This is a genomic window from Chryseobacterium gotjawalense (assembly GCF_030012525.1).
Lineage (GTDB): Bacteria > Bacteroidota > Bacteroidia > Flavobacteriales > Weeksellaceae > Kaistella > Kaistella gotjawalense.
Map to the genome: position 1 here is coordinate 2,067,035 of NZ_CP124855.1, position 12,659 is coordinate 2,079,693.

Genomic DNA, 12,659 nt, shown 5'->3' on the forward strand with positions numbered 1-12,659 from the left:
ATATCAATAAAGAATGTATTCAGTAATAGATATAGAAAGTAACGGTGCCCCTTTCCGTAAAGAAAGCATCATCGAAATCGCCGTATATAAATATGACGGCCACCGGATTATCGACCAATTTATTTCTTTGGTCAATCCGGAGAGTGATATCACGCCATTTGTTCAGAAGTTAACCCACATCTCCCCGAAAATGGTGAGAACAGCTCCCAAATTCCATGAGATCGCAAAAAGAATTGTAGAAATCACCGAACACACCACTTTGGTCGGCCACAATATCGAATTCGATTACCGAATGCTTCGACAGGAATTCAAACGCTTAGGTTATGAGTTCAAAATCAATACGATAGATACGATTCCTTTAGCAAAAAAATTAATTCCCACGGCCGAAAGTTATAATTTGGGAAAACTGGTAAAGTCATTAGGAATTCCGTTGGTTGATCAACACCGTGCGTCTGGAGATGCGAAGGCGACTTTGGAATTGTTTAAATTATTAATGATTAAAGACAAAGATTCAGAAATCATTCAGCAACATCACGATGAGGTAAATGCAAAATCTTATCTGAATAAAATCCGAAACTTAACGCAAGATTTGCCCGCAGAAAAAGGGATTCTCTATTTTCAGGATCAAGATGGGAAAATCATCTATTCAGAATTCGTTGATGATCTCAATAAATCTTCCAAAAACATTTTCCACTCCAAATCAAAACGTTGGATAACGATTCAGGAAGAAGTTGAGCAAATTCAATACGAATTAACCGGAAATGATATTCTGGCAAAATTAATGATGGGAACCAAAGGTTTGAAAAAGAAAGAATCTTTGCTATTCGGTCTTTATCATCAAAACGATAAATATTTTGTCGATAAAATCAATAATCAGAAAACTGATAAACCTTTATTGAAATTCAAATCTTTTACCCAGGGAATAAAAGCCGTGAGTTTCATTAATAACAGAAAGGAATTAAAGGAAATTCAAAATCTCAAAGAGTTGATAACCATCAATAAAATAGATCAACTTTGGCTTTCTACTGGTAGAATTCTTGGCGAAAAATCATTCTTACAATTTGAAAAAGGAAAATTAATTGCTTACGGTTTTTACGAATTATATACCCAAATCGAATCTTTGAAGAAGTTATCGAGTTTAAAAATTGACATCGATTTCCCGACTTTAGATTTGGAAAATGATTTGAAAATAGGTCTTTTGCGTGGTGATTTTGAAATAATTGCAACTCCTTTAAAATAAATAGCGCAGAATTAAATTAAAAATTTTAATTTTGACCGAAATTTGACAAAACAAAATAATGAAAGTTCAAAAATCTATAAAAAAGGATGCTTCTAAGGGGAAAAAGTTTTTCTCTAAAGCAAACTCCGTGGATTAAGAGCAGATATTTTAATAATATTGTAAAGCAGGCTCTTTTGGGGTCTGCTTTTTTTAATGTAAAAAATAAATAATATGACAGATAAAAATTTAATTAAAATCGCCGAGGAATTCGGAACGCCCACTTACGTTTATGACGCAGAAAGCATCAAAAATCATTACGAAAAACTAACCACATCGTTTCATAAAAGCACGCGCTTTTTTTATGCTGCAAAAGCTTTGACGAATATTAATATTTTAAAATATATTAAAAATTTAGGAGCCGGTTTAGATTGCGTTTCGATCAACGAGGTGAAATTAGGTTTGAAAGCGGGATTCACTCACAACAATATTCTCTTCACCCCAAACTGTGTCGATTTATTGGAAATCGAAGAAGCGATGAAATTAAAAGTTCATATCAATATCGATAACATTTCAATACTGGAGCAGTTTGGCACCAAATACGGAAATACCTATCCGATTTTTGTGAGGATCAATCCGCATATTTATGCAGGTGGGAATCACAAAATATCGACTGGTCATATCGATTCTAAATTTGGAATTTCTATTCACCAACTTCGTCACATTACCAGAGTAATGAAATCGACAAACCTTTTGATAGAAGGACTTCACATGCATACCGGAAGTGAAATTAAAGATCCGGAAGTATTTATCCAGGGACTCGAGATCATGTTTGAACTGGCCGAACATTTCCCGGACTTAAAATATATCGATATGGGAAGCGGCTTCAAAGTCCCTTACCAGGAAGGCGATATGGAAACCGACGTGAAAACTTTGGGCAAAAAAGTAGAAAAAGTTCTGGCGGAATACCATAAAGAAAGCGGAATCAAATTCGAATTGTGGTTTGAACCAGGAAAATATCTGGTGAGCACAAGCGGTCATTTTTTGGTAAAATCAAACGTCATCAAACAAACAACAGCCACTGTTTTTGTTGGAATTAATTCAGGATTCAATCATTTAATCCGCCCGATGTTTTACGATTCTCACCACATTATCGATAACTTATCAAATCCAAAAGGAGCGGAAAGAATTTATACCGTTGTCGGAAACATCTGTGAAACCGATACTTTTGCCTGGGACAGAAAATTAAATGAAGTGCGGGAAAATGATATTTTAGTTTTCAGAAACGCCGGCGCTTACGGTTTTGAAATGAGCTCTAATTTTAATTCCCGCCTAAAACCTGCAGAAGTTCTGTTCCTTGATGGTAAAGCACATCTGATCAGAAGAAGAGAAGAATTCGATGATTTGCTGAAAAATCAAATCGAGGTTATATAAAAAGCATTCAAAATTAACTGACGGAAATTGATTCCCTAATTTCAGTCATTCGACTTTATACAAAAATCCGATACTCTGTCGGATTTTTTTGGCTCCGGCCAGCTGAAAGGGCAGCGCCAATCGGGAAGTCAGCTAATTTCAATCAGTTTTAACAACTAATATCTCTTTTGTTTTGTTTTTATTTTAAAAATGAATTAACTTTCACTATTAAAATTTCAAACCATGAAAAAAATATTTTTCCTCTTAATTTTTGCTTCTGTTTTTTCTTATGCCCAAGAAATAGAAGATTTGCAGGAAGGTTTTTTTTTCTCTGAAAGCAGCAAGAATTTCTTCAGAGTTGATATTAAGAAACCTTACGATTACTACAAAGTAACCTCTTGTTCCGAGGACTCGCAATTTATAAGAGCACAATTCGAAGGCGGTGATGCCGCTTTTAACAGAGAATTATTCAAATATATTTCGGCTTATGTAGATAAAGAAATTTATGTGGTGAACGGGATTTTCTTTCTTCACCTCAATATCGATAAAGATGGAAAAGTCACCAATCTGGAAGTCACGCCGAAAGTTGCAAACAGCGAAGGATTTTTACGTGATTTGAAATTCGCAGTCAAAAAAATCAAAAAAACCTGGACGCCCTCAAAATGCAATAATGTGCCGGTAGATTCTAAAATCCGGATTAAATTAAATTTCGTCACAGAAAGTGCTGATATTTAAAGACAATTTAAATATATCTTTAAAAACTTTGTGGGTAACCGCAAAGTTTTTTCTGTTTATATAGAGTCAGCGGGAAATTTACCTTGGTTTTTTTATAGATTCTGATGGCCAAATCTGCGTAAACAAAAAATGAAATCTCCTTTCTTCCATGGAATTGCTATAAATCCAGAATATTGGGTCGGATCGGTTTTCTGTTAATTACTATGCGGAACAAACCCTGCCATTCTGTCACAGAAATTTGTATCTTTGCACTCTTATTTTGAATATCAAATTCAAAATCTAAAATTTTATACTGTGCAAGAAAAATATATAGACGAAACCAAACAAGGGGAAGCCTTTGCCATCGCAGAAAAACCGCAAAACTCTAAAAAATTGTTTCTGGAAAGCTACGGCTGCCAGATGAATTTTTCTGATTCGGAAATTGTTGCCTCGATTTTGAACGAGCAAGGTTACAACACAACTTTACTTCCGGAAGAAGCCGATTTAATTTTATTAAATACCTGTTCAATCCGTGAAAAAGCAGAACAAACCGTTCGGATGCGACTTTCTCAGTTTAAAAATTTGAAGAAAGAAAAACCCAATTTAACAGTGGGCGTTTTAGGTTGTATGGCCGAACGATTAAAAACCAAGTTTTTAGAAGAAGAACATTTGGTAGATCTAGTTGTCGGCCCCGATGCTTACAGAGATTTACCAAACTTATTAAAAGAGACCGAAGACGGCCGAGATGCCATCAATGTTATTTTATCCAAAGAAGAAACGTACGCCGATATCAGCCCGGTCCGTTTAGGCGGAAACGGCGTTACCGCTTTCGTGACGATTACCCGTGGTTGCGATAATATGTGCACGTTCTGCGTAGTTCCTTTTACACGTGGTCGTGAGCGCAGTCGTGATCCACATTCGATTATCGAAGAATGCAAAGAATTGTGGACCAATGGTTACAAAGAAATTACGCTTCTCGGACAAAATGTAGATTCGTATCTCTGGTTTGGAGGCGGCGCTAAAAAAGACTTTAAAAAAGCTACTGAAATTCAGCAGTTGACAGCAATTAATTTCGCACAATTAATGGAAATGGTAGCCGTAGCAGTTCCGCAAATGCGGATAAGATTCTCGACTTCTAATCCGCACGACATGAGCACAGATGTATTTAAGGTAATGGCGAAATATGACAATATCTGCAAATATGTTCACCTTCCGGTACAAAGTGGAAGCGATAGAATGCTGGAAAAAATGAACCGTCAACATACCCGTGCAGAATATTTGGCTTTAATTAATAAAGCAAAAGAGCTGATTCCGGAAGTATCATTTTCACAGGATATGATTATCGGATTCTGTGGCGAAACCGAGGAAGACCACCAGTTAACATTAAGTTTAATGCGCGAAGTAGAATATGATTATGGTTATATGTTCTCTTATTCTGAACGACCGGGAACTCCGGCAGAGAAAAAAATGGAAGATGATATTCCTGCTGATGTTAAACAAAGAAGACTGGCAGAAGTGATTGCTTTACAAGGTGAACTTTCCCGAAAAAGAATGCAGGGTTATGTGGGCCGAAATCACGAAATTCTGATTGAAGGAACTTCTAAAAAGAATCCCAACCAGTGGAAAGGCAGAAATTCTCAGAATGCAGTTTGTGTTTTCGATAAACTCGATGGCCAGAAATTAGGCGACATTGTGACTGTTTTCGTTCATGGCAATACACAGGGAACGCTTTTGGGGAAAACGGTTTAGAGTTACCAGCATCAAGTTTTTTAATGACGAAAAAAATTAAAATCAATAAAGCGGTATTAATTTACTTTTCAATAAGTTGGATTCTAGGAATCTTTATTTATTTTTTTGGCTTTTATAAAGAAGATAGTTTTATGATATTCTGGTTTTTTGCTGTTGCATTTAATGCAGTAATCAATCTGACAGCTTTAATTTTTTTATTGATTTTGACTTTAGTTTTTATAGAAAATCGAAAAGAATTTGTCACATCAAGCCTTCTGTTACTTTTTAATTTTCCTTTTATAGTAAGCTTTATAGTATTAGTAAATTCATTATTAGAATAAAAAATAATTTTACAGGAAATAAGTTCCAATAAACTTAAAAAAATGCAAATTCCGCAAACTGCAGATGCAGATGTACGTAAACTATTACGACAGAGAAGTAAAATTAGAGGACGAGAATAAGACCATAGGAATCATTCTTTGTCAAGATAAAAGCGAAGCCTTGGTACGCTATACATTACCAGAAAACAATGAGCAGATATTTGCCAGTAAATACTTAACCGTTTTGCCAAGCAAAGAATCATTGAAAAAATTATTAGAGGAAAACACATTTGAAATCTGATGCCAGGCATCTAAAATTTATTAAAAATGACAGACTTACAATCCATAAAGACACGCTTTGGAATTATCGGAAATTATCCGGTCCTTAATCGGGCATTACAAAAAGCAATTCAAGTTGCGCCAACAGACATTTCAGTTTTGGTAATGGGAGAAAGTGGTGTGGGAAAAGAATTTATTCCTAAAATCATTCACGGGGAATCCAGAAGGAAACACCAACCATATATCGTGGTAAACTGCGGCGCAATACCGGAAGGAACCATTGATTCAGAATTATTTGGCCATGAAAAAGGAGCCTTCACCGGCGCAACTTCTACCCGAAAAGGATATTTCGAAGTCGCAGATGGCGGAACTATTTTCCTGGATGAGGTGGGCGAACTGCCTGTTCAGACGCAAGTCCGTCTTCTACGTGTTTTAGAAAGTGGCGAGTTTATGAAAGTGGGTTCTTCCCAGGTCCAAAAAACCAATGTAAGAATTGTAGCCGCAACCAACGTGAATATGCTGAACGCCATCAATGACGGCAGATTCCGCGAAGATTTATATTACAGATTAAATACCGTACAAATCGACATGCCGGCTTTGCGTGAAAGAAAAGGTGATATCCACTTGCTTTTCAGAAAATTCGCCATCGATTTTGCGGAAAAATACAGAATGCCGGAATTGGTTCTTACCGACGACGCCATTAATTATTTAGAAAACTATCCTTTCCCTGGAAATGTACGTCAGCTGCGAAATCTGGTAGAACAAATGACAGTTGTGGAACAGGAAAGAACGGTCAACTCTGTGAAGTTAGCAGAATACATTCCGATCCAGACCCAACTTCCAGCAGTGATCCAAAATGGAAGCGGCCGATCGTCAAACGATTTTAATTCGGAGCGGGAGATTATGTACAAGATCCTTTTCGACATGCGAAATGACCTTAATGATTTAAAATCCTTAACTTCAGAGTTGATAAAAAATCGTGAAAACAGCGATTTCAGTCATCAGGAAAAAAATCTGATTAACCGTGTTTTCACGCCTGAAACTCAGGTTCAGAATCCGAATTCAATGCTCTATTTCGAAAATCAAAATCAATATCAAAACCCGATTATTTCAAAAACAGAGGAAGAATACAGCGATGTAGAAGATATCGAAATTGAAGAAACAAAAGCAGATTCCTTATCGCTTCAAAACAACGAAAGAGAACTGATTGTAAAGGCCTTAGAAAAACACAAAGGCAGACGGAATAAAGCGGCAGATGAACTGGGAATTTCCCAAAGAACCCTGTACCGAAAAATTAAACAATATAATTTAGAAGACTAATGAAGAGATTTCAAACAGCAAAACCTACATTGCAAGCCGAGAAAACCCGCTTCATCCGGCTCTTTTTCCTTGGCTCCTTTTCCCTGGCTCTTCTAACCAGTTGTTACAGTTTCACCGGATCATCATTAAGCCCCGAAACTAAAACGATTGAAATACGCGATTTCCCTAATAATGCACCTTTGATGAATGCCAGTTTATCGCAGGAATTTTCCACAGCGATCCAAAACAGGTTTTTGCAGCGAACAACCTTAAAAGGGACAAAAGAAAAGCCGGACATTTTAATTGAGGGAGAAATTACAGATTACTCCATTACGCCAACGACCATTTCCAGTTCGGTAAATGCGCCGGGTGGAAATATCCAGGCAGCCCAAAATAAACTGACCATTACCGTGAAAGTACACTATGAAAACCATGTTCCTAATGAGGAAAACAAAAGTTTCGACCGGGTTTATTCTGACGAAGCGGTTTTCAGCAGCGACTTAGATATCAACACCATCGAAACCTCCCAAGTTAAAGTGGTGAATGAGCGGATCATCAATAAAATTTTTAATGATATTGTAGCCAACTGGTAAAATGAACGGACGAATTTTAGAATTAGCAAAAAACCCAGACCAGTTTCAAATCAAAGATTTGGAACTGCTGAGCAGTGAGATCAACAAACATCCTTATATTCAAAGTTTGCGGGCGTTGCACCTTTTAGGGACGCATCGCCTGCAGCCAGAAAACTATTCGAATGAACTTTCCATAACTGCGGCTTACACCACGGATAAAAAAATTCTTTATCAGTTGATTAATGCGGTGACAGAAACTAAACCTTCTGTTGAAAGTATTTCTGAACCCATAATCCAAAAAGAAACCGAAACCGACCCGAAAAACAAATTCACCGAAATTGAATCTAAAGTAACTGAAACTCCAAAAGCAGTTTATGTAAATGGTGAATTGAACAGAATTTTATTTGAAGGGGAAGAAGATTTTCTCGACAGAGAGACCGAAACCATCGATTTAGAATCCTCTCTGGAAGCGGGCCAGATTGTAACTAATCCAGCGGAAAAACAAGAGTTTTCCGAAGTCAGTGATACCGAAACTTTCAGCACAGAAACTATTATTAAAGAAGAGATTATTTCCGAAGAAAAAGCGATCATTGAAAACTCTTCTGAACTTAGTTTTCACGAAACGGCAGAATTTCTACCTGATGCTAAAGTGGAACCGAAGACCATTACTAAAGAAGTTCAGGAATCCGAAGAAAGTTCGGATTCTGAATCCTTCAGCAAAGAAATTATTGTTGAGGAAGATCTTATTTTGCAGGAAAAACCCGGCGTGGAAGATGCAAGTACGTTAAGTTTTCATGCTACAGATGATTTTTTACCCGACGTCAAAATAGCTTCAAATCAAGAAAAAGCGGAAATTCAGCAAATGGCAAAACCTGCTTTGAACAAACATGAAGAAGAAATGAAACGCCTGATTGCCGAAGTGGAGGAAAAAATGAAAGCCTCGAAAAAGCAGAAAGTTTCGTCACAAACAAAAGACGAATCTTCCGAAAGCGCCGAAGTTAATTTTTCTGAAACTCAAAGTTTTGAAATCGAAAAAACAGAAGAATCTGATAGTGAAGAATCTGAAAAAGAAAAGAGCGCAGCTATAGAAAACACTCAAAAAACAGAACCTTTAATTAAAGAAAAAACAGAAATTCAACCCATTGAAATTTCCCCAAACATAATTGAACATGAAAGTGGATCCACTCAAGAAGATAAACCTGTTTGGAAGCCAATGTCATTTTCAACCAACATTCCCGATGCTTTAATTTCAAAAAAAACGGAAGAAAAATCGGTCGAAAAAGAAGAAATAGCTTTTACGGAAACGCCGCCTAAAACTGAAGAAAAAACTGAAACTATTATTGACGAAAACGCCACCGCTGAGCGCCCTGTTTTCAATGTCTCATTTTTCACCCAAAATGTTTCGGCGCTAGAAAAAGCGAACCGGGAAGAGGAAAAACCCACCGAAATCTTAGAAGACAGCAATGTTCCTGATTTCATCAATACTTGGCAAAGCTGGCTGAAAATAGACCGGATTAAACAGGAAGCAAAAGAAAAAATAGAAATATCGATAACGGAAATTAAAAACAAAGTCATCGAAAACTTCATCGAAAAAGAACCGAGAATCTCAAAACTAAAAGAGGAATCTGATTTTGTAATCAAAGAAAGAAATGATGATATTTCACATTTGATGACCGAGACTTTAGCCAACCTTTATACCGAACAAAAACTATACACGAAAGCGATTAAAGCCTTTGGAATCTTATCCGAAAAACATCCTGACAAGAAGCCTCATTTTGACGATAAAATAAAACAAATCAAAGAATTAAGACAAAACAAATAAAAAAAATAACCCACTGAATTTTAGTGGATTATTGGTTATTCTATATTCTTGCGGTCAACCGCTTTGACATTGATTGTTTTCGAAGTTCGGTCGGTCTTAAAGTTTTGAAATTTTCGCCAAAGTTTTCGGCCTAAAACCAAAACAATTATAATTAAAATAATCGTTACAATAAATGCAATAATTGGCGCAGCCATTGCTAAAATTGACATTACTCCGGCGCCAGCAGTTTCGGTGGTTGCGACAACGGAATTTCCTAAACCTCCAGTAGTTGCGGTTGATGCAGCACGAGTTCCGGCAAAACCCGAACTGACTGCAGCAGCCGTTCCGCCACCGGCAATTAATGCTAAAGTCCATTGAGGAAAAGTTCCTAAATCTGCAAACTGACTCGCAAACATCACAGAACCCGCAATGGTTGCCAAGGGCACCGACATGGTATCCAAAAGATGATCTACGAACGGAATATAATAGGCAAGAATTTCAACAACTGTTGCAATACCCGTGGTAATTAAAACAGGTAAACCGGCAAGCCATGCGAAACTCTCATTCATCGGAATCCAGCCCATATAAGAAGCGAGACTTACGGCAAACATCGGCAGAAAAACCCTGAAGCCAGTTGCTGCAGCTAAACCAATGCCCATAAAAGCACTCAGAACATAAGGCAAATAAGGAATATTATCAAACATTTGTGTGGATTTTAAGTGTATTTGTTTTCCAAATTTACAAAAAACGTGCTACGCTTTAAAATTTCACTTCACTGATTCACAAAGCTTTAAAAAATTATCTTCTACGATTTCAAAACACACAGGCATTTCGGTAGAAACCCAAAATAGCATTGACAGTGAATTCGTTCCAAATTTTTCAACGAACAGTTCTTTGTTTAACCGATAACATTCCCGCAATAATCTTTTGATTCTGTTTCGGTCATGGGCTTTTTTAAAATGTCTTTTGGACACAGAAACTCCAACTTTTTGATTGTTAAAAGAGAAACCTTCCTGCGGTTTTTTATCTAAATTGAGCGTTATGATTCTTACATTGTCACACGTTTTCCATTTGCCTTTCTCAAAAAGCAACCCGATTTCTTTCTTATGTTTCAACTTTTCCTCTGTCGGAAATTTGCAATCACTCATCTCTTTTTATTAAATAATTAATGACTTCTGCCGCAGCATAAAGTCCGAAAATAGCGGGAATATAACTGATTGTTCCGTAAAAAGATCTTTTAAAATTCGTTCCGTCGGTCATTTTTAAACTTTTTTCATCCTGAATTTCAGTAGAAAAAACACACCGGATTCCTTTATCTATATTTTCTTTTTTCAGCCGTTTCCGAACCTGTTTGGCAAGATGGCAACTTTGCGTTTTGTGAATGTCGCGTACCAATACTTTTGAAGGATCCATTTTCCCGCCAGCTCCCATACAGCTTACAATTTTCACTTTTCGGCGGCGGGCATTCAGAATCAACGTAACCTTTGGCGAAACACTGTCAATGCAATCTAAAACATAATCATATTGTTGGTTATCGAAAATAGTATCCATATCCTCAGGATTTAGAAACTGATTCAACTGAGTCAATTTTAAATCAGGATTAATATCCAAAAGCCGCTCACCAACTACTTCAACTTTCGGTTTCCCAAGGGTAGAATTCAAGGCTGGAAGTTGGCGGTTAATATTTGTTAAATCAACGGTATCACCATCAACAATCGTCATTTTTCCCACTCCGGCTCTGGCCAAAAACTCCGCAGCAAATGAGCCAACTCCACCCAAACCAATCACCAATAAATTGGCTTTTTGCAGTTTATTTAAACCGTTTTCTTTAATTAGCAATTCTGTTCTTTCGAGCCAGTCTTTTTTCATTTTATCAGGGAAATATTAAAAATTTTCAGATTTTCTTCGATTTGTAAAATGAGATTTTCCACGTTCAAATTTTTCAATTCCGCTACTTTTTGATATAGTAACTGAAGATCAAATTCAGCATCATCAGTTTCCAGAAAAAGTTTATCGGTCGGGAAATGTTTTACAAATTCCTGCAAATTTACATTTTGCAAAACAGATTTTCCAAAACTTAAATAAAAATCGTGCTTTTGTAAATCGTCAGCAATGTTTTTTCTTTTATTAAAACCATGAATAATCATCGGAACTTTTGCTTTTTTCTGAAAATGAATCACTTGCGAAAACCTTCTGACACAATGAATAATTAAAGGTTTCTGCCGTTTATTGGCCAGTTCAATCTGTCTTTTAAAAAGCGCTTCCTGTATCGCATCATCAATGTTGATCAATCCATCCAAACCGCATTCACCGATTGCCACACAATTCTCATGTTTCGAAATTTCTCTGAGCCAGACAAACTGCTCTTCCGAAAATTTCAAGCTTAAATCAGGATGAAAACCAGCAGAGAAAAAGCCATTGGGCGGAGATTCTCCAACGCCCAAATTATAAATCCCAGCCTGTTTTCCGAAATGATGATGATGGAAATCAAAATAAGCCATCTTCAAAAATAACTAAAAGTGATCATTTGCGATTAAACATTTGTTTTAAATTTTGTTATATTTTATTTAACTTTACTTTACTAAAAACTACAACACCGTGAAAAAAAAATTTAACGAAAAACAAATCCACATTTTAAATGTGGCCGAAAAACTGATTGCAAAGAAAGGCTTTGAAGGCACTTCCGTACGGGATATTTCTACAAATGCCAATATCAATGTAGCGATGATTTCCTACTACTTTGGGTCAAAAGAAAAAATGATGTCTTATCTCTACCGGTACCGCGTACAGAAAACAAGAGAAAGCTTTGCAGAATTCGCAGAAATGATCAGAGAAGGAAAACCCGAAATGCAGATGAAAGAATTGATTAAATATGTGGTGAATCAACTGTTTAAGTTTAATTATTTTCATGGTTTTGTCACCCAGGAACTTCGTCATACTGAACATTTAAAAGAAGATTTACTAGGATTTTATACTACTTTCACTTCCAAAATTGATGACGTCATTAAAAAGGGGGTTGCATCGGGAGTTTTCAGCAACGCTCCAAAACCGGAAGATATTTTAACGCTTATCGTGGGTTCTTCATTATTTGTCATCAGAAATAAAAACTTTTATGAATTATATGTTTCAGGTACAGAAGAAAATTACTTCGAAGAAGCAGAGAAAAAAGTGATGGCGAACATTTTAGTAACCGTTTTTTCACTTTTAGGCTACCATGCTGATTAAATTATTAGTTAAATTATCATAAAAAAAAATCTATTGATAAAAAAGTTATATTTTTGCACCCTGAACCGCAGAAATTAGAATTAAATAATTTC

Annotated in this window: 13 protein-coding genes; 9 read left to right on the plus strand and 4 right to left on the minus strand. The window is 36.3% G+C overall.

From position 1 onward, the window contains the following. Positions 1-13 precede the first annotated feature (13 nt). From QGN23_RS09415 to QGN23_RS09450, 8 genes are all read left to right on the plus strand, one after another. The gene (locus QGN23_RS09415) at positions 14-1,240 is read left to right on the plus strand and encodes a 3'-5' exonuclease (RefSeq protein ID WP_282904068.1); all 1,227 of its coding nucleotides are present in this window, start codon (positions 14-16) and stop codon (positions 1,238-1,240) included. Positions 1,241-1,450: 210 nt separating this feature from the next. Continuing rightward, the gene (gene lysA, locus QGN23_RS09420) at positions 1,451-2,650 is read left to right on the plus strand and encodes a diaminopimelate decarboxylase (protein ID WP_282904069.1); all 1,200 of its coding nucleotides are present in this window, start codon (positions 1,451-1,453) and stop codon (positions 2,648-2,650) included. A 222-nt stretch (positions 2,651-2,872) separates the two neighbouring features. Then, positions 2,873-3,364 carry an energy transducer TonB gene (locus QGN23_RS09425; RefSeq protein WP_282904070.1) on the plus strand — a complete coding sequence of 164 codons (492 nt, stop codon included), beginning with the start codon at positions 2,873-2,875 and terminating at the stop codon, positions 3,362-3,364. Between the two features lie 294 nt (positions 3,365-3,658). Further along, positions 3,659-5,092 carry a tRNA (N6-isopentenyl adenosine(37)-C2)-methylthiotransferase MiaB gene (miaB, locus tag QGN23_RS09430; RefSeq protein WP_282904071.1) on the plus strand — a complete coding sequence of 478 codons (1,434 nt, stop codon included), beginning with the start codon at positions 3,659-3,661 and terminating at the stop codon, positions 5,090-5,092. A 390-nt stretch (positions 5,093-5,482) separates the two neighbouring features. Continuing rightward, complete coding sequence (locus tag QGN23_RS09435; RefSeq protein ID WP_282904072.1) at positions 5,483-5,692, plus strand: PDDEXK nuclease domain-containing protein; 210 nt, start codon at positions 5,483-5,485, stop codon at positions 5,690-5,692. 26 nt (positions 5,693-5,718) lie between these two features. Then, positions 5,719-6,990: a sigma-54 interaction domain-containing protein gene (locus QGN23_RS09440; protein WP_282904073.1), complete on the plus strand. Its 1,272-nt coding sequence runs from the start codon at positions 5,719-5,721 to the stop codon at positions 6,988-6,990. Continuing rightward, positions 6,990-7,562 carry an LptE family protein gene (locus tag QGN23_RS09445; protein WP_133439355.1) on the plus strand — a complete coding sequence of 191 codons (573 nt, stop codon included), beginning with the start codon at positions 6,990-6,992 and terminating at the stop codon, positions 7,560-7,562. The genes QGN23_RS09440 and QGN23_RS09445 overlap by 1 nt, the downstream gene beginning before the upstream one ends. 1 nt (position 7,563) lies before the next feature. Further along, positions 7,564-9,363: a hypothetical protein gene (locus QGN23_RS09450; protein WP_282904074.1), complete on the plus strand. Its 1,800-nt coding sequence runs from the start codon at positions 7,564-7,566 to the stop codon at positions 9,361-9,363. 35 nt (positions 9,364-9,398) lie between these two features. Here QGN23_RS09450 and QGN23_RS09455 read toward each other — a convergent pair whose 3' ends face one another. The 4 genes from QGN23_RS09455 to QGN23_RS09470 all read right to left on the minus strand — a co-directional run bounded on the left by QGN23_RS09455 (position 9,399) and on the right by QGN23_RS09470 (position 11,843). Continuing rightward, on the minus strand, positions 9,399-10,046 hold the full coding sequence (locus tag QGN23_RS09455) for a DUF4126 domain-containing protein (protein ID WP_282904075.1): 648 nt from the start codon (positions 10,044-10,046) through the stop codon (positions 9,399-9,401). A 63-nt stretch (positions 10,047-10,109) separates the two neighbouring features. Then, complete coding sequence (gene rnpA / locus QGN23_RS09460) at positions 10,110-10,490, minus strand: ribonuclease P protein component (protein WP_282904076.1); 381 nt, start codon at positions 10,488-10,490, stop codon at positions 10,110-10,112. After that, positions 10,483-11,211, minus strand: coding sequence for a tRNA threonylcarbamoyladenosine dehydratase (locus tag QGN23_RS09465; protein ID WP_282904077.1), 729 nt, complete (start codon positions 11,209-11,211; stop codon positions 10,483-10,485). The genes rnpA and QGN23_RS09465 overlap by 8 nt, the downstream gene beginning before the upstream one ends. Beyond that, positions 11,208-11,843, minus strand: coding sequence for a TatD family hydrolase (locus QGN23_RS09470; RefSeq protein WP_282904078.1), 636 nt, complete (start codon positions 11,841-11,843; stop codon positions 11,208-11,210). Before QGN23_RS09470 ends, QGN23_RS09465 begins: the two co-directional genes overlap by 4 nt. A 97-nt stretch (positions 11,844-11,940) precedes the next feature. Between QGN23_RS09470 and QGN23_RS09475 the strand changes: the two genes are divergently transcribed. Then, positions 11,941-12,567 (plus strand): TetR/AcrR family transcriptional regulator, encoded by a 627-nt coding sequence (locus QGN23_RS09475; protein ID WP_282904079.1) that lies wholly within the window; start codon positions 11,941-11,943, stop codon positions 12,565-12,567. The last annotated feature ends 92 nt before the right edge of the window (positions 12,568-12,659 follow it).

Excerpts from the sequence above, each read along its gene's own strand:
- QGN23_RS09435 (WP_282904072.1), top strand. The coding sequence starts at position 5,483 with ATGTACGTAAACTATTACGACAGAGAAGTAAAATTAGAGGACGAGAAT.
- QGN23_RS09455 (WP_282904075.1), bottom strand. The coding sequence starts at position 10,046 with ATGTTTGATAATATTCCTTATTTGCCTTATGTTCTGAGTGCTTTTATG.
- QGN23_RS09440 (WP_282904073.1), top strand. The coding sequence starts at position 5,719 with ATGACAGACTTACAATCCATAAAGACACGCTTTGGAATTATCGGAAAT.
- rnpA (WP_282904076.1), bottom strand. The coding sequence starts at position 10,490 with ATGAGTGATTGCAAATTTCCGACAGAGGAAAAGTTGAAACATAAGAAA.
- QGN23_RS09470 (WP_282904078.1), bottom strand. The coding sequence starts at position 11,843 with ATGGCTTATTTTGATTTCCATCATCATCATTTCGGAAAACAGGCTGGG.
- QGN23_RS09425 (WP_282904070.1), top strand. The coding sequence starts at position 2,873 with ATGAAAAAAATATTTTTCCTCTTAATTTTTGCTTCTGTTTTTTCTTAT.
- QGN23_RS09415 (WP_282904068.1), top strand. The coding sequence starts at position 14 with ATGTATTCAGTAATAGATATAGAAAGTAACGGTGCCCCTTTCCGTAAA.
- QGN23_RS09450 (WP_282904074.1), top strand. The coding sequence starts at position 7,564 with ATGAACGGACGAATTTTAGAATTAGCAAAAAACCCAGACCAGTTTCAA.
- QGN23_RS09465 (WP_282904077.1), bottom strand. The coding sequence starts at position 11,211 with ATGAAAAAAGACTGGCTCGAAAGAACAGAATTGCTAATTAAAGAAAAC.
- QGN23_RS09445 (WP_133439355.1), top strand. The coding sequence starts at position 6,990 with ATGAAGAGATTTCAAACAGCAAAACCTACATTGCAAGCCGAGAAAACC.
- lysA (WP_282904069.1), top strand. The coding sequence starts at position 1,451 with ATGACAGATAAAAATTTAATTAAAATCGCCGAGGAATTCGGAACGCCC.